Genomic DNA, 15,840 nt, shown 5'->3' with positions numbered 1-15,840 from the left:
TCTTCTCAGCGCGGCGGCTGACCCGTCCCGTTGCCGTCACGCGGGGGCCAGCCCGGCGCCGACCAACCATCGGGGGCGCCGTAGTCGGGACGGGTCCCGCCATTGGGTCCGGTGGGGTTCTGATCACGCGGCACCGGCGGCGGCGTCGGCTGATGACCCGGGTTGCCGTAACCGGGCGCCTGGTATCCGGGAGCGGATCCGCCCTGCGGGTAACCGGGATATCCCTGGCCGTGGCCGGGCTGGTTGTGGCCGTTCGGGCCGTACCCGTTCTGATTGTCCGGGCCGTAACCGTTCTGGCCGTAGCCGTTCTGGCCCTGACCGTTCTGGCCGTAACCGTTGTGCCCCTGCCCGTTCGGGCCGTAACCGTTCTGGCCGTAGCCGTTGGGGCCGTATCCGTTGGGCTGACCGTTCTGGCCGTACCCGTTGTGCCCGCCGTCGGGCGCACCGCCGTTGTAGCCGCCGGGTCCGTACGGGTTCGGCTGGGCCGATCCCGCACCGACGGTCTCCTTCACCAGACGCGGTGCCGGTTCCGGGGGCCACGGCTCGCCGCGCTCGATGGCCAACTCGCCCGGGGTCTTCACCGGGGGCTTGTCGCTGGGCGTCCGGTCACCGAACTCGTCGAAGGTGGTGATGCGCGGACGCTTCTCCACGCCCGAGAAGATGACCTCGAGGTCCTTGCGGGTCAGCGTCTCGCGCTCGAGCAGCTGGGTGGCGAGGTCGTCGAGGGTGTCGCGGTACTCGTTGAGGATCGCCCACGCCTCGGTGTGCGCCGCCTCGATGAGACGTCGGACCTCGTCGTCGATCTCGGCCGCGACCTCGGTGGAGTACGACGCCTGCGCGCCCATCGAACGGCCCAGGAACGGGTCACCCTGCTCCTGGCCGTAGTGCACGGCGCCGAGCTTGGCGCTCATGCCGTACTCGGTGACCATCGCGCGGGCGATCTTGGTCGCCTGGTCGATGTCGGAGGACGCACCCGTGGTCGGCTCGTGGAACACGAGCTCCTCGGCGGCACGGCCACCCATGGCCATCACCAGACGCGCGATCATCTCCGAACGCGTCATCAGGTCCTTGTCCTGCTCCGGCACGGCCAGGGCATGGCCGCCCGTGCGGCCACGGGCGAGGATCGTGACCTTGTAGATCGGGTCGAGATCGGGCATCGCCCACGCGGCGAGGGTGTGTCCACCCTCGTGGTAGGCCACGATCTTCTTCTCCTGCTCGCTGATGATGCGGCTCTTGCGGCGCGGTCCGCCCACGACGCGGTCGACCGACTCCTCGAGCAGTTCGGCGGTGATCGTCGTGCGGTTCTCGCGAGCGGCCAGGAGAGCCGACTCGTTGATGACGTTGGCCAGGTCGGCACCGGACATGCCGGGGGTGCGCTTGGCGAGACCGTCGAGGTCGGCGTCGGCGTCGATCGGCTTGCCTGCGGCGTGCACCTTGAGGATCGCCTTGCGGCCGGCGATGTCGGGGTTGCCCACCGGGATCTGCCGATCGAAACGACCGGGACGCAGCAGCGCCGGGTCGAGGATGTCGGGACGGTTGGTCGCGGCGATCAGGATGACACCGGAACGCTCGCCGAAGCCGTCCATCTCGACCAGCAGCTGGTTGAGGGTCTGCTCACGCTCGTCGTGCCCGCCGCCGAGGCCGGCACCGCGCTGGCGACCGACCGCGTCGATCTCGTCGACGAAGATGATGCAGGGACTGTTGGCCTTGGCCTGCTCGAACAGGTCGCGCACACGTGACGCACCGACACCGACGAACATCTCGACGAAGTCCGAACCGGAGATCGTGAAGAACGGGACGCCCGCCTCGCCGGCGACGGCCCGCGCGAGCAGTGTCTTACCGGTTCCGGGAGGGCCGTAGAGCAGCACGCCGCGCGGGATCTTGGCGCCGAGAGCCTGGTAGCGCGCAGGGTTCTGCAGAAAGTCCTTGATCTCGTACAGCTCCTCGACCGCCTCGTCCGAACCGGCGACGTCGGCGAACGTGGTCTTCGGGTGGTCCTTCGAGAGCTGCTTGGCCTTCGACTTGCCGAAGCCCATGATGCCGCCCTTGCCACCACCCTGCATGCGGCTCATCACGAAGAAGAAGAGCCCGAACAGCAGGATCATCGGCAGGATGAAGATCAGCATCTGCCACAGGACCGACTCCTGGGTGACGTTGGTCTGATACTTCGCGCCCGACTTCGTGACGCTGTCGAACACGAACTCACTCGACCGCGCCGGGTACTTGGCGGTGATCTTCTTGGCGCCGTCGACCTCGTCCCGCAGCGTGATGCGGATCGCCTGTTCGCGATCGTCGATCTGCACCTCGGTGGCGTTCTTGGTGTTCAGCTGGGTCAGCGCGACCGAGGTGTCGACACTCTTGTACTCGCGATCACCGCCACGCAGAACGGTGAAACCCCAGATCGCGAGCACGATCACGGCAACAATGGCCAGATTACGGAAAACAGTCTTTCGATTCATTGCACGTCCCAGCCGGCGCCGGCGCGTCCCTTCGAAGTCGGTACACCTGACATAACAGGCTACCTGTCAACGTCGGCGCGTGGCGTCGCGTTCCCCAGCTGCACAAGTGCAGGTCGAGACGGGTGCCGACGGCTCAGATCAACGATCGCTTACCGTGATCCCCATGGCACGCACAATCGCGAAGAACAACACCGTCGACCGCGACGGGCTGCTCGAGTTCATCAGGCCCCGGCACCAGCTCATCCTGGTGACGACGCGGTCCGACGGCAGCCCACAGATGTCGCCGGTCACCGGTGGTGTCGACGCCGACGGCCGGATCGTGATCTCGACGTACCCGGGTCGCGCGAAGACCCGCAACGCGCAGGCCCGACCGGTGGTGTCGGTGCTGGTGCTCTCCGACGCGTTCAACGACGCGTGGGTGCAGGTCGACGGCACCGCCGAGGTGCTGCATCAGCCCGAGGCCCTCGACGCACTCGTGGACTACTTCCGGTCGATCTCCGGCGAACACCCCGACTGGGACGAGTACCGCGAGGCGATGGCCACGCAGGACAAGTCGCTGATCCGGGTCACGCCCACACGGTGGGGGCCCGTGGCCACCGGTGGGTTCCCGGCCGACGTCGCGGCGAAACTCGACGGCTGACCTCCCTGGCGGACGCGACTAGGAGGGCCGTCCGGTGAGCGATCACAGGTTCTCTCGCCAGCCCATCCCCGGTAGCGCCTCGGCCGAACGGGTCCTGCGTCTCGGGATCGCGCTGCAGACCATCGCGTTCGGTGTGATCGGGATCCTGTCGACGTTCAGCGCGGCGGGACCACAGGGAGCCGTGGGCACGGCGATCGTCTACGCGGTGTGCGCGACCACGGTCCCCGCGGCCGTCGTGATCAGCCGGTCCCGGTTCATCGGCGAGTGGTGGACGCGCACCTCACGGGTGAACAACGGCTTCATCGTCTACGCCGAGGTCGGCGTCACCACTGTGCTGCTCACCTTCGCCGACTCGTCGGTGGCGATCGTCGGGGCCGGACTCCTGGCCCTCGTCGGTGCATGCGCCGCCCACTTCTCGAACCCGGTCATCCTGCGGTTCCACGTCGTGTGGAGCACCGCGACCGTCCTCGGTCTGGCGGTGCGCGCCCTCGTCGAGGGGGTCGACGACCCGGTGGCGCTCGTCGTGCAGGCAGTGGTGGTCATCCTGGTCATGAACGGTGCGGTGTTCCTGCTCTCGGCGTTCTCCGCGGCCATCCTCGCCTCGAGCCGCCTCCATTTCTCCGACGCGGTCACCGACCCGCTCACCGGTCTGCTGAACCGCCGCGGCATCGAGTCGCACGCCGCCACCGGGGCAGGCGTCGAGCACGCGGCGCCGTTCCTCGTGCTCATCGACATCGACGACTTCAAGCAGGTCAACGACACGCACGGACACGCGGCGGGGGACGATGTCCTCCGACTGGTCGCCATCCGGCTGACCGTCGCCGCCGGAGCGGGTGCGGTGGTCTCGCGGTTCGGCGGCGAGGAGTTCGTCGTACTCGCCGAGCAGGCGTCGCCGGATCTGTTCGGTTACGCCGAGCGGCTGCGGACGAGCCTGACCCACGAACGCGACACCGTCGTGATCACCGCGAGTGCCGGTGCGTGCGCACCGTGTGCCGACCAATCGGACCCGGCGGCGGCGTTCGCCGCGGCTCTGGCCGCCGCCGACGAGGCGATGTATCGCGCGAAGTCGTTGGGCCGCAACCGCACCGAACTGGCCTGAGCGATCACAGGATGGACGCACGCATGCACCGGCGACGACCCACCCGAGGATTCTGAGATGACCTTCTTCATCTGCACCACCTGCGCGGTCCAGTTCGACGATCGTGACCGCCCGCCGGAGTCGTGCCCGGTGTGCTCGGACCCCCGTCAGTACGTCCCCGACACCGGTCAGCGGTGGACTACCCTCGACGAACTGCGACGCGAGCACTCCAACGACATCGCACCGCAGGGCGAACTGATCGGAATCGGACCGCGGGGCCGCGTCGGCATCGGACAGCGCGCGCTGCTGGTCCCGTGGGGCGAGACCAACCTGCTGTGGGACTGCGTGGCGCTGCTCGACGAACAGACCGCGGTCGAGATCGAACGGCGTGGCGGTGTGGGCGGGATCGCGATCTCGCACCCGCACTACTACTCGACGATGGTGGAGTGGGCACATCGTTTCGACTGCCCGATCCACCTGTCGAGCGCCGACGCCGAGTGGATCATGCGCCCGGACCCGGCCATCCGGCTGTGGGAGGGTGATCGACTAGACCTCGGCCACGGCGTGAGTCTGCTTCGCCTGGGCGGTCACTTCCCGGGCTCGTCGGTCCTGGTGCAGGAGAACGGCAGCGACGGACGGGGCACCCTGCTCAGCGGCGATCTGCCGCTTGCCACACCCGACCGACGGTGGGTGTCGTTCATGTGGAGCTACCCGAACATGATCCCGCTCCCGGCCCACGAGGTGCGGCGGATCGCCGACGCACTAACCGAGATCAGCTTCGAGACATTGCATTCCGCATTCTGGGGCGAACCCGTGACCGACGCGTCCGCGGTCGTGGCACGTTCGGCGCGCCGTTATGTCGCGGCGCTCGAGACCGTCGGCGCCACCGGATAGTCCGCGGCGCCGGGTGGTCACCCGTGGCAGACGGCCTCGACGTTGTGTCCGTTCGGATCTCGGAGGAACACCGCGTAGTAGCCGGGGTGGTACTCGGGCCATTCCCGTGGAGCGTGCAGCACCTCGGCACCGGCCGCCTCGGCGGCGGCATGTACCTCGTCGACCACCGACCGGTCCGCCGCGACGAACGCGAAGTGGTTCTCTCGCGCGCCGACCGCCGGGTCGGCGGGTGGGGCCAACGGGGCCAACCAGAACGCGGGCGGTCCGTCGGTGGCGAATCCGATGACCGGTCCGTCGGGGGTCGGGATCCGCACGGCCTCGCTGAACCCGAGCGGGGCGAACACCCGCAGGTACCAGGACGCAGAGGCCTCGACGTCGGCCGACTGGACACCGAAATGATCGATCATGTCGCGATGATGCCAGGCGAATCGGACATCGTCAGCGCAAATCGTCCCACCGGTCGGTGCAGATGAGTTCCGACAGCGGACGCTCCTGCGCCCAACCGGTCTCGACCAGCATCGGCTGGGTGTAGAACTCGGGCACCGGACCCAGGCACAGCACGGCCACCGGTTCGGCGCCGTCGGGGATGCCGAGGAGGTCGGCGAGCGCGACGGGATCGAACAGCGACACCCACCCCATCCCGTAGCCCTCGGCGCGCGCGGCCAGCCACAGGTTCTGGATCGCACACGACACCGAGGCAAGATCCATCCGCGGCATTGTGCGGCGTCCGAAGACGTGTCGCTCGCGATGGTCGCCGAGGGCGACGACGAGCAGCTCGGCGCATTCGAGGATGCCCTCGACCTTGAGGGTCATGAACTCGTCAGCGCGTTCGCCGAGGGCCCCGGCGGTGGCCCGGCGCTCGGTGTCGACGAGGTCGTGGATGCTGCTGCGCACGGCCGGGTCGACGATGCGCAGGAACCGCCACGGCTGCATGAGGCCAACGCTCGGCGCGTGGTGCGCGGCGCCGAGGAGACGGGCCAGGACGTCGTCGGGGACGCGACCGCCCGCGAAGTGGCGCATGTCGCGACGCTCGGCGATCGCCCGGTAGACCGCATCGCGGTCGGCGGGCGGGAAGGCCGCGGTGCTCACGCCTGCGTGTCGAAACCCGGGGCCACACGCGGCCACGGGTGGGCACTCTCGAGTTGGGCCGCGACACCGAGGAGCACGGCCTCGCTGCCCGGACGGCCCACGAGGTGCACGGCCATCGGGGTGCCCGAGATCGGGTGCACCCCGAACGGCACCGACATCGCCGGCCACCCGAGGACGTTGAACAACCCCGCGAACGGGGCGTAGGAGACGTTGGCCAGCATGTTCGCGGCCCAGCTGCGCTCGCTCCACCGTGCGGCGCGGATCGGCGGGCGGGCGAGCGTCGGCGTCATGATCAGCTCGGCACCGACCGACTCGAGGTAGCGCTCGACCGAGGCGATCAGCGCCGTCTTCTGGGAGTCCCGCACGAGTCCGCGCCGGTTGACCTGGCGTCCGATCGCGACGTGTCGGCGACTGCGCTTCTGCAGCCGCGAGATGTCGCCACCGTGGGCGGCGATGTCGTCGACGTCGGCGGCGGCTCCGCCGACCCATCGCAACAGCAACGGCGCCGGGTTCGTCGGGTACGGCAGCGGACTGGTGGTCACCTGGTGACCGATCCCGGTCAGCACCTGGCCGGCTTGCGACAACGCCGCGGCCCAGTGCCGGTCGGTGGAACCGATCGCGAGCGGGAAATTGTCGGCGAGTGCGATGCGTACCGGCGTCTGGTCGGTGCCCGCGCCCGCCTCGGCGAGGGACATGTCGTCGGCCATGACGGCGAGCATCAGCGCGGCGTCGGCGACGGTGGTGGCCAGCGGGCCGTTCTCGGCCATCCCGTACCAACCGTTGCCGCCGGGCTGCGGGGGCACGAGGCCGGGTCCGGGCTTGATGCCGAACAGACCGCAGTCTGCGGCGGGGATCCGGATGGAACCGAGTCCGTCGTTGCCGTGGGCGATCGGGACCTGTCCGCTGGCGACAGCGGCGGCCGAGCCACCCGACGATCCGCCGGGGGTGAGGTCGCGGTTCCACGGATTGCGGGTGACGGTGTCCGGGGAGTCGGTCGCACCGAACAGGCAGAGCTCGGGAACCGCGGTGATGCCGACGACGATCGCGCCGGCCGCGCGCAGTCGGGCGACAAGAACGTGGTCGGTGGGTTGCGGCGCGTCAGGGGTGGCGAGCGATCCGATCCGCATGGGCTCGCCACTGACCGCGACGTTGTCCTTGATGGCGATCGGGACGCCGGCCAGCGGCAGGGTCGCGAGGTCGGTGCGGGTCGCGAGTTCGGCGGCCTCGGCGCGGGCGTGCCGCGCACGGACGGTCACGAACGCGCCGATACCGCGATCGCGTTCGATAATCCGATCGATGGCGTCGTCGACCGTCTGTTGCGGGGTGATGCGTCCCGCCGCGACATCGGCGGCGAGCTCGATCGCGGTGCTCATCCGGTGTACACCTGCGGGTCCAGACGGCCGATGTACGGCAGGTCGCGATACCGCTCGGCATAGTCGAGTCCGTATCCGACGACGAATTCGTTGGGGATGTCGAATCCGATGTCGGCGACCTCGACCTGCGTGCGCACGGCATCGGGCTTGCGCAGCAAGGTGCAGACCGCGATGGATTTCGGCTGACGCGAGCTGAGGTTCTTCATCAACCACGACAGGGTCAACCCGGAATCGATGATGTCCTCGACGATCAACACGTCGCGGCCGGCGATGTCGCGGTCGAGATCCTTCAGGATCCGGACGACACCGGACGACGAGGTCGCCGACCCGTAGGAGCTGACCGCCATGAACTCGAGCTGGGTGGGAATCGGCAGCGCACGGGCGAAATCGGTCATGAACATGACCGCACCCTTGAGCACGCCGATGAGGATCAGGTCCTCGTCGATGCCCGCGTACCGCGCGCCGACCGTCTGGGCCAGTTCGTGTGTGCGCTGCTTGATCTGCGCCTCGGTGACGACAACCGCCTCGATGTCGTCGCCGTAGGGATGCGCTGGGAGTAGATCACCGTTCTCGGTCACCCGTGAAGCCCTTTCGCGAATGGACAAGCCTCGCGCCCGCCGGTGTGTTAGCAGCTTGCCATGCGACGCCGCGTGCGCGAAGAGCGGGCGTTCGGCCGAGGCCACCGCCGCCGTAGGACGGGGCGTCGATGACGTGTGCAGCTGGGCGCTTTGCCGGCCGCATCCGCCGCAACCTGCAGATGACGAATACATCACAAAACAATCACGAGAATTTGTAGAGATCGCCACCAAACCCCGATTTCATAACGCTAATATCACTTTGCCCCTACTACCCGGACGAATGCACGAGACGGTTAATCACGGCAACGACGGGGAGTCGTTGCCGATCGACAGAAACAATTGTCGATCGATCAGATGACCGTCACGGGGGGTGCGCTGATTCCGGATAGCTCTACGAAGTGAATGGAATATCCGAATGAACCTACGCAAAGCATTCGTCTCTGCGGTGGCCACGATCGCCTGCACCGCAGGAATCGTCGCGGCCGCCGGCGAGGCCTCGGCCGCCCCGGCCACCCCCACCAAGCCCTCTGCCGCCGCTCAGGCGCCCGGACGGGTCCTGGTCGACCAGCCGCTGACCCGCGCAGAGCGCGACCAGCAGGCGCTCAACACGTTGGGCGCGAACGTGGGTACGGCCGTGTCCATCGGTGCGCTCGCCGGCACCGGGATCGGAGCTGTGGCCGGTTGCATCATCGGCGGCATCATCATCCCTGCGGTCGGGTGCGTCCCGGGCGTCGTCACCGGCGCCGGCTTCGGCGGCGTCGTGGGCACCATCGCCGCGGGCGGCCCGACGCTGGCCGGCGCGGTCGATCAGTACTTCAGGACGATCAACTCGCCGTTCACACCTCCGAGGTCGATCACCATCCCGGTGGCTCCGGCCCGGTAGCCACCACCCGACCACACGAACGGCGTCGACCCTCCCGGGGTCGGCGCCGTTTGTCGTTGTCGGGTCGCCGTTGTCGGTGCAGTTATCGGGTCGTCGGCGTCGCCTCAACCGCGCGGGTCGGACACCACTGCGAGGTGGCCGCCGTCACGAACCACGACCGATCGATGGCCATCATCACCCCCGATCGCGACGCGGGCGCGCGAGCCCGGCGTGACCGCCAGCGCGTCGAGGGCGCGGATCAGGGGTTCGGTCGGCTCGGTGGCCCCGTTCTTGATCACCCACTGCCGCAGCACTCGCCGTCGGATCGCCGGCGGGGTGTCGGCGAGCGCGCCCACCGACAGCCCTGCGCCACGGCCTGCCGCGGCGCAGGCCTGGTCCGCGAGACCGTCCAGGGCATCGGAGTCCGCGCGCAGCTGCGTCGCGGTGCGCGCCAGGGCCGCCGCGACCCCGCCCTGCAGGATGTCCTCGAGCAGCGGCAGCACCTCCGTGCGCAACCGGGAGCGGGTGAACCGAGGGTCGCTGTTGTGCGGGTCGACGTAGGGCGATACACCGAGTTCGGCACAGGCGGCGACCGTCGTCGACCGCCGCAGGTCGAGCAGCGGTCGTCCCCAGGGCTCCGCCCACGCGACCATGCCGGCGATCGAGCGCGGGCCCGAGCCGCGGGCCAGGCCGAGCAACACGGTCTCGGCCTGGTCGTCGAGGGTGTGGGCGAGCAGAACCGGTCGGCCGCGGCGTGCGGAGTCCAGGGCGTCGTAGCGCGCCCGCCGCGCGGCTCCCTCGGGTCCGCCACCGGCGCCGACGTCGACGCGCACCACCGCCGCGGACGCGCCGACCGCGATGGCGTGGGCCGCCGCAATCCGGGCCACCTCATCGGAACCGTGCTGCAGCCCGTGATCGACGACGATCGCGGTCACCGACAACCCGGCGTGGACCGCACCCGCGGTGAGGGCGAGTGAGTCGGCGCCGCCGGACAGACCGACACAGACCTCCGGGCCGTCGAGATGGAGATCGGCGAATGTGCCCACGGCGCGGGCGATCTCGGCGGTTCGGTCGCCGGCGCGTCCCGGGTCGGCCATGCCTACAGGACGCGGTCGATCCATCGACGCGGCTCGTCGATCTCCTCGGGCCGCGGCATCGTGTCGGGCCCGGACCAGATCGCGTTGAAACGCGTCATGCCCACGGTGGCGACGACCTCGTCGGTGAACGCCTTGCCCCGGATGTACTGGGCGAGTTTGGCATCCATCCCGATCAGCGACCGGATGATGCGCTGAACCGGGTTCTGTGGGCGGGTGCGGCGGGCGTCGAAGGCGGCCCGGATGGTCTGGACGGTCGGGACCTGCTCGGGCCCGACCGCGTCCATCACGTGGTCGGCGTGGCCCTCGAGCAGGGTGCCCAGCATCATCAGGCGCGAGAACGCGTCGTACTGCTCGGGCGTCTGCAGCAGTTGCATCGCACCCATCACGCCCTTCTCGCGGGGCTTTCCCGATCGCAGCGCCGACGAGATGCGGTTGACCAGTTCTGCACTCGACTCCCCGGTGTCCTCGCTGAGCTGCGCGATGTTGTCGAGCATGTAGCCACGCAGCCACGGGTTGGCGGAGAACTGGACGCGGTGGGTGACCTCGTGCAGGCAGACCCAGAGCCGGAAATCCGACGGCACCACCTTCAGCGACCGCTCGACCGCGATGATGTTGGGCGTCACCAACATCAGCACCCCGTCGGAGCCGGTGTCCGGATCGGTGGTGAACGGGTCGTACTGACCGAGGATCGCGCCGGACATGAACGCGAGCAGCCCGCCGGCCTGTACCCCGCTGATCCGGCCGGCGATCCCGGGCTTGACTGTGGGGTCACCGCCGCCGAGCATGGCCGACATCGACTGCGCCGCAGCGCCGATCCACTCGCCGCGCTCGAGGACTTTGGCCGCGGGGACGGGCAGCCCGTCGGCGAGACCGGTGACGGCGCGGACGGGGGCCTCGGCCGCCGCGGCCGAGGCCGCGAGCTCGGCCCGCGCGGCGTCGAGGGTGTAGGTCGTGGTGAGCGGGCCCGGTCGGGCGACCCGTCGGCCCACCGAGGCCGCGAGCGACCAGTCGATGCGGGCGCCCGGAGGTGTCGGATCGTCGGCGCTCATCGGCACCCGCAGCCGCGCAACGCCGTCACCAGCGCGTCGAGCGCGGGGCGGGCGGCGTTCGGGTCGGTGCCGTTCGACATCATCGCGAACGTGAGCACACGGTTCTCCTTCGTCTGCACGATCCCGGCGAGAGTGTTGACGCCGGTGAGGGTTCCGGTCTTGGCGCGGATCCATCCGGCGCCCGACACCCCGCCCGAACCCGCGGTGGCGAACCGGTCGGCCAGGGTGCCCGTCGCCCCGGAGATGGGCAGCATCTCCAGCAGCGGTCGCAGCTTGGCGTCACCCGCGCCCGCCGCGGCGCGCAGGACGCCGTCGAGGGTCGACGCCGGGATGCGGTCGTCGACCGAGAGTCCGTTGGTGTCCTTGAGCGCGACGCCGTTCATACTCGCGCCGGCCGACGCCAGCACCGAGGTGACCGCGGCGACGCCACCGTCGAGGCTGGACTGTCCACCGGTCGCCTGCGCGACCTCGATGGCCATCGTCTCGGCCAGGACGTCGTCGCTGTCGCCGAGCATGTCGCGCAGGCGCGTCTCCAACGGCGCCGACCGGACGGAGGCGAGCACGCGGGCGTTGGGGGTGGCCGTGGCGGTGGTGACCGTGTCGGCGGGCACCCCGAGATCGACGGCGAGTGCGGTCGCCGCGGCCATCGCCGGGGTCGGGGTGCGCGGCGAGTACAGCTCGGAGGGGTTGATGCGACCCGAGTCGGTCATCACCGACTGGATGGGGGCGATGCTGCCGCCGGCGATGTCGGCCACCTCCCAGCTCGGCGCGAGCGACGGTCCGGTGTAGAGCGACGTGTCCACGGCCACCGACGTGACGGCGGTGCCGGTGCGTTTGATCTGCTCGGCGAGGTCGGAGATGCGCGCGGCGTCGGTGAAGAAGGTGTCGGTGCCCGACGGTTGCGACGAGAGGGTCGGGTCGCCCGCGCCGACGAGTACGACCTGACCACTCTGTCCTGCGACGACGGTGGTCGTGATCCGCTTGTCCAGCGGCAGCGTGAGCAGGGCGGCGGCGCCGGTGAGGACCTTGGTGGTCGAGGCCGGGACCATCGCGCGATCGGGTGATCGCGACCAGAGGGTCTGCCCGGTGATCGCGTCGGAGATCTCGCCGGTCAGCTCACCGAGCGCCGGGTTGCGCACCGCGGCGGCGATCTGCGCGCTGATCCCGGCCGCCGTGGGCTCGGGGGCGTCCGCGGCGACCGCTCGAACCGCCGGATCGGCCGAGACCAGCGGGGGCCGGACCGGGGCGTTCGACGCGGTCGAGGAACCGCCGGTGTCGACGGCCAGGGCCACGACGACGAGGACGGCGGCGACCACCACGATCGCCAGCACGGGGACAACGGTCCACCACACGCTCACGCGCCTGACCCGTCGTGCGTTCACGCGGCTCCCCTTCGAACTTCACTCGTCGTCTCGTATCGCACCGCCCGCGGTCGGCGCACCGTCAACCAACAGTATCGTTGACTCGTTTCGAGAACCTGGTGGCCGAGCGATCGGCCGCTTCCCCACCAGCAAGGAGGACGCAGTCGTGGAGTTCGACGTCACCATCGAGATCCCCAAGGGCCAGCGCAACAAGTACGAGGTCGATCACGAGACCGGCAAGGTCTACCTGGACCGCTACCTCTACACGGCGTTCGGCTACCCGGCCGATTACGGCTTCATCGACAACACGCTCGGTGAGGACGGCGACCCGCTGGACGCGATGGTGCTGCTGCCCGAGTCCGTGTTCCCCGGCGTCATCGTGCGTGGCCGCATCGTCGGCATGTTCCGGATGACCGACGAGGCCGGTGGCGACGACAAGCTGCTCTGCGTGCCCGCGAAGGACGTCCGCTGGGACCACATCCAGGACATCGGCGACGTCTCGAAGTTCGAGCTCGACGCGATCGCCCACTTCTTCGAGCACTACAAGGACCTCGAGCCGGGCAAGGACGTCACCGCCGGTGGCTGGACCGGCAAGGCCGAGGCCGAGAAGGTCGCCGAGGAGGCCATCGAGCGCCTCAAGGAGCACCCCGACGAGGTCGCCGAGCCCTCACGCGGCTGACGCCTCACCCACATATGGATCGACCCCGGCAGCGTCTCGCTGTCGGGGTCGATTCGTTGTGTAGAGATCCGAGCTCAGGCCTCGTGTCGGCCCGGGTGCTCCTCGGAGCCACCCAGTGGCGGCACGTTCTCGGCGCCGGGCGCACGACCCACCTCGTGACGGCCGGGCCCTCCGCCGCTGTCCACCACCTCGTGTCGGCCGTGATCGGGAGCCGGAGCGGCGTCGGCGACCGACTCGGCGACGGACACGTTCCCCACCGGCACGCTGCCGGCATTCGCGTCGTTCAACGCCTTCTCGTCGGCCAGGTCCTGTGCCGCGGCCTGCGAACCCGAGCTGCCGCGCAACGGCACCTCTTTCCAGGTGAACACCGCGATCAGCGCGATGATCGACATGATCGAGACCGACAGGAACACCAGGTCCATCGAGTCGGCGAACCCGACCTTCAGGGGCTCGGCCACCGCGGACGGCAACTTGGGGATGAAGGAGGTGTCGTTGAGCACCGAGCTCGACGCCCCGGGGTTGCCGGACGCGAGTCCCTGGCCGAACGCGGCGACGGTGGGGTCGCTACTCGCGGCCGCCTCCCGCACACCCTGTTGGAATTGCCCCGTGGGAGCAGCCTTCTCGATCTGATCGGCGATGTTCGGGCCCATGGCCGAGAACAGGACCGAGAAGAACACGGCCACACCCAACGTGCCACCGATCTGCCGGAAGAAGGTCGCCGACGAGGTCGAGATGCCCATGTCCTTGGCGGGCAACACGTTCTGCATGGCCAACGTCAACGGCTGCATGAGATTGCCCAGACCGAAGCCGAGGAAGAACGCCATCACCATCACGAGGTAGAGCGGGGTGTCGACGCTGACGTAGTGCATCAGGAACGTCACCACCGTGATCAGGACGACGCCGATCATCGGGAAGATCTTGTAGCGCCCGGTCCGCGAGATCATCTGACCCGACAGAATCGATGCGCTCATCAGTCCGACCACCATCGGCAGCAGCTGCAGTCCGGCGACGGTGGGGCTCGATCCGCGGATCACCTGGAAGTACTGCGGCAGAATCGAGATCGCGCCGAACATGACCGCGCCGATGACCACCGAGATCACGATGCCCTGCGAGAACACCCGGTTGCGGAAGATGCGGAGTGGGATGATGGCCGCCTCGCCCATCATGTGCTCGATGTAGACGAACGCCGCCACACCCGCGACGCCGACGACGTAACAGATGATGGTCTTGACGTCGCCCCAGCCCCATTCGCGCCCCTGCTCGGCGGCGATCAGCAACGGGACCACACCGACTGCGAGTGCACCGGCTCCGAGCCAGTCGATGCGGCGCTTGACGCCCTTGACCTGGTTGTAGTCGAGGACCTTGTAGACGACGACGAGCGCGATCAGGCCGATCGGCACGTTGACCAGGAACACCCAGCGCCAGCCGGTGATCCACAGGATCGACGGCTGACCGGCGAACAGACCACCGAGCACCGGGCCGAGCACGCTCGAAGTCCCGAACACCGCGAGGAAGTAACCCTGATACTTCGCGCGCTCCCGCGGCGGCACGATGTCGCCGATGATGGTGAGCGCCAACGAGAACAGGCCACCGGCACCGAGCCCCTGCAGAGCGCGGTAACCGGCCAACTCGTACATCGAGGTCGCCGTGGAACACAGCAGCGAGCCGACGATGAACAGCGTGATCGCAGTCATGAAGAACGGCTTGCGGCCGTACATGTCGGAGAGCTTGCCGTAGAGCGGGGTGACGATCGTGGAGGTGATGAGGTAAGCGGTCGTGACCCACGCCTGCAGCGAATACCCCTGCAGGTCATCGGCGATCGTGCGGATCGCGGTGGAGACGATCGTCTGGTCGAGAGCGGCCAGGAACATGCCGATCATCAACCCGCCCATGATGGTCAGGATCTGACGGTGGCTCAGACCGCCCGGATCTGTGTCCGACGCGACCGCGGCCGCGGTCTTTCCCGACACTGCTGCGTCGCTGCTCATCGTGTTGCCTCTTCGTGTCGTGGTTGATCTGGTGTGACGGTGTCGTCGACCCGGTGCGCGAGCACCTCGGCTGCATCGACGAATCGGGACATCAAGTGGGTGAGGTTGTCGATCTCGTCGTCGGAGAACTCGTCGAGCATGGCCTCGAGCGCGTGCAACCGGTGCTTGCGTACGGCCTCGACCTGACGGTTGCCCGTGTCGGTGAGGACCAGGATCGTCGCGCGGCCGTCGCGGGGATCGGCCTCGCGTCGGACGTAGCCGAGGTCGACGAGGTGGGCGATGTGCCTGCTGACGGTGGAGGGGTCGGCGAAGATCTGCTCGGCCAACTCACCCGAACGCAAGGGCGCGATCGCGAGCCGGAACATACACTGATACGCCGCGGTCTCGACGATCCCTTCCGGGGTCTTGAGCTTGGTGACGGCGAGCCGTTCCTTGATCCGCCCGTACCGCGAGAGCACCGCGATGAGTTCGTCGACATGCGCGAGACGCGACATTGATTCTCACCTCGAATGAGTTTCCGGTTACAACTACTTGAACCTTGCAAGTATGCGCCCGGCGTCGCGGCGAGTGCAAACAGGACATTTCCGCCGCGCGGACACATGCCGTCCCGAGGGCGTCGCGCGGCGTCAGTAACCTCACGTGTCGTGACCACCCCCGCCGCCTCCTCGCCCACTCCGTCCTCGCGCCCGGACT

The 15,840-nt window shown here is 68.8% G+C and carries 15 protein-coding genes; 5 read left to right on the top strand and 10 right to left on the bottom strand.

The genetic code is table 11. The features are described 5' to 3' along the window. Positions 1-5: 5 nt before the first annotated feature. A complete protein-coding gene (gene ftsH / locus IEV93_RS08160; protein ID WP_188488616.1) occupies positions 6-2,459 on the bottom strand; it encodes an ATP-dependent zinc metalloprotease FtsH in 2,454 nt (817 codons plus the stop codon). 163 nt (positions 2,460-2,622) lie between these two features. On the opposite strand from ftsH, the gene IEV93_RS08155 reads away from it, so the two are divergent. From IEV93_RS08155 to IEV93_RS08145, 3 genes are read left to right on the top strand one after another with little or no spacing between them, the layout of a single operon-like run. Further along, positions 2,623-3,099, top strand: coding sequence for a PPOX class F420-dependent oxidoreductase (locus tag IEV93_RS08155; protein ID WP_188488614.1), 477 nt, complete (start codon positions 2,623-2,625; stop codon positions 3,097-3,099). A 34-nt stretch (positions 3,100-3,133) separates the two neighbouring features. Beyond that, complete coding sequence (locus tag IEV93_RS08150) at positions 3,134-4,198, top strand: GGDEF domain-containing protein (RefSeq protein ID WP_188488612.1); 1,065 nt, start codon at positions 3,134-3,136, stop codon at positions 4,196-4,198. Positions 4,199-4,255: 57 nt separating this feature from the next. After that, complete coding sequence (locus tag IEV93_RS08145; protein WP_188488610.1) at positions 4,256-5,071, top strand: MBL fold metallo-hydrolase; 816 nt, start codon at positions 4,256-4,258, stop codon at positions 5,069-5,071. A 17-nt stretch (positions 5,072-5,088) separates the two neighbouring features. Here the strand turns inward: IEV93_RS08145 and IEV93_RS08140 are convergent, their stop codons facing one another. The 4 genes from IEV93_RS08140 to hpt are packed head-to-tail and all read right to left on the bottom strand — an operon-like array spanning position 5,089 to position 8,111. Further along, positions 5,089-5,478: a VOC family protein gene (locus tag IEV93_RS08140; RefSeq protein WP_188488608.1), complete on the bottom strand. Its 390-nt coding sequence runs from the start codon at positions 5,476-5,478 to the stop codon at positions 5,089-5,091. 31 nt (positions 5,479-5,509) lie between these two features. Beyond that, a complete protein-coding gene (bluB, locus tag IEV93_RS08135; protein ID WP_188488606.1) occupies positions 5,510-6,160 on the bottom strand; it encodes a 5,6-dimethylbenzimidazole synthase in 651 nt (216 codons plus the stop codon). Further along, positions 6,157-7,533 carry an amidase gene (locus IEV93_RS08130; RefSeq protein ID WP_188488604.1) on the bottom strand — a complete coding sequence of 459 codons (1,377 nt, stop codon included), beginning with the start codon at positions 7,531-7,533 and terminating at the stop codon, positions 6,157-6,159. Before IEV93_RS08130 ends, bluB begins: the two co-directional genes overlap by 4 nt. Then, positions 7,530-8,111, bottom strand: coding sequence for a hypoxanthine phosphoribosyltransferase (gene hpt, locus IEV93_RS08125; RefSeq protein ID WP_188488602.1), 582 nt, complete (start codon positions 8,109-8,111; stop codon positions 7,530-7,532). The genes IEV93_RS08130 and hpt overlap by 4 nt, the downstream gene beginning before the upstream one ends. Positions 8,112-8,526: 415 nt before the next feature. On the opposite strand from hpt, the gene IEV93_RS08120 reads away from it, so the two are divergent. Further along, complete coding sequence (locus IEV93_RS08120; RefSeq protein WP_188488600.1) at positions 8,527-8,994, top strand: hypothetical protein; 468 nt, start codon at positions 8,527-8,529, stop codon at positions 8,992-8,994. Positions 8,995-9,098: 104 nt separating this feature from the next. Here the strand turns inward: IEV93_RS08120 and tilS are convergent, their stop codons facing one another. Genes tilS through dacB form a run of 3 tightly spaced genes read right to left on the bottom strand, consistent with a single transcriptional unit; the run spans position 9,099 to position 12,477 of the window. Next, the gene (gene tilS / locus IEV93_RS08115; RefSeq protein ID WP_229704967.1) at positions 9,099-10,070 is read right to left on the bottom strand and encodes a tRNA lysidine(34) synthetase TilS; all 972 of its coding nucleotides are present in this window, start codon (positions 10,068-10,070) and stop codon (positions 9,099-9,101) included. Between the two features lie 2 nt (positions 10,071-10,072). Further along, entirely contained in the window at positions 10,073-11,119 is a 1,047-nt protein-coding gene (locus IEV93_RS08110; protein ID WP_188488596.1) for an Rv3626c family coenzyme F420 biosynthesis-associated protein, read from the bottom strand. Further along, entirely contained in the window at positions 11,116-12,477 is a 1,362-nt protein-coding gene (gene dacB / locus IEV93_RS08105; protein WP_229704966.1) for a D-alanyl-D-alanine carboxypeptidase/D-alanyl-D-alanine endopeptidase, read from the bottom strand. The genes IEV93_RS08110 and dacB overlap by 4 nt, the downstream gene beginning before the upstream one ends. Before the next feature lie 169 nt (positions 12,478-12,646). Between dacB and IEV93_RS08100 the strand changes: the two genes are divergently transcribed. Further along, positions 12,647-13,159 (top strand): inorganic diphosphatase, encoded by a 513-nt coding sequence (locus IEV93_RS08100; protein WP_188488592.1) that lies wholly within the window; start codon positions 12,647-12,649, stop codon positions 13,157-13,159. A 74-nt stretch (positions 13,160-13,233) separates the two neighbouring features. Here the strand turns inward: IEV93_RS08100 and IEV93_RS08095 are convergent, their stop codons facing one another. Both IEV93_RS08095 and IEV93_RS08090 read right to left on the bottom strand, forming a co-directional pair. Continuing rightward, a complete protein-coding gene (locus IEV93_RS08095; protein WP_188488590.1) occupies positions 13,234-15,147 on the bottom strand; it encodes an MDR family MFS transporter in 1,914 nt (637 codons plus the stop codon). Beyond that, positions 15,144-15,641, bottom strand: a complete 498-nt coding sequence (locus IEV93_RS08090) for a MarR family winged helix-turn-helix transcriptional regulator (RefSeq protein WP_188488588.1) — start codon at positions 15,639-15,641, stop codon at positions 15,144-15,146. The genes IEV93_RS08095 and IEV93_RS08090 overlap by 4 nt, the downstream gene beginning before the upstream one ends. Positions 15,642-15,840 lie beyond the last annotated feature (199 nt).

The organism is Williamsia phyllosphaerae (assembly GCF_014635305.1).
Lineage (GTDB): Bacteria > Actinomycetota > Actinomycetes > Mycobacteriales > Mycobacteriaceae > Williamsia_A > Williamsia_A phyllosphaerae.
Note: the sequence above shows the minus strand (reverse complement) of the source record. Positions and strands in the feature narration are given on the sequence as shown.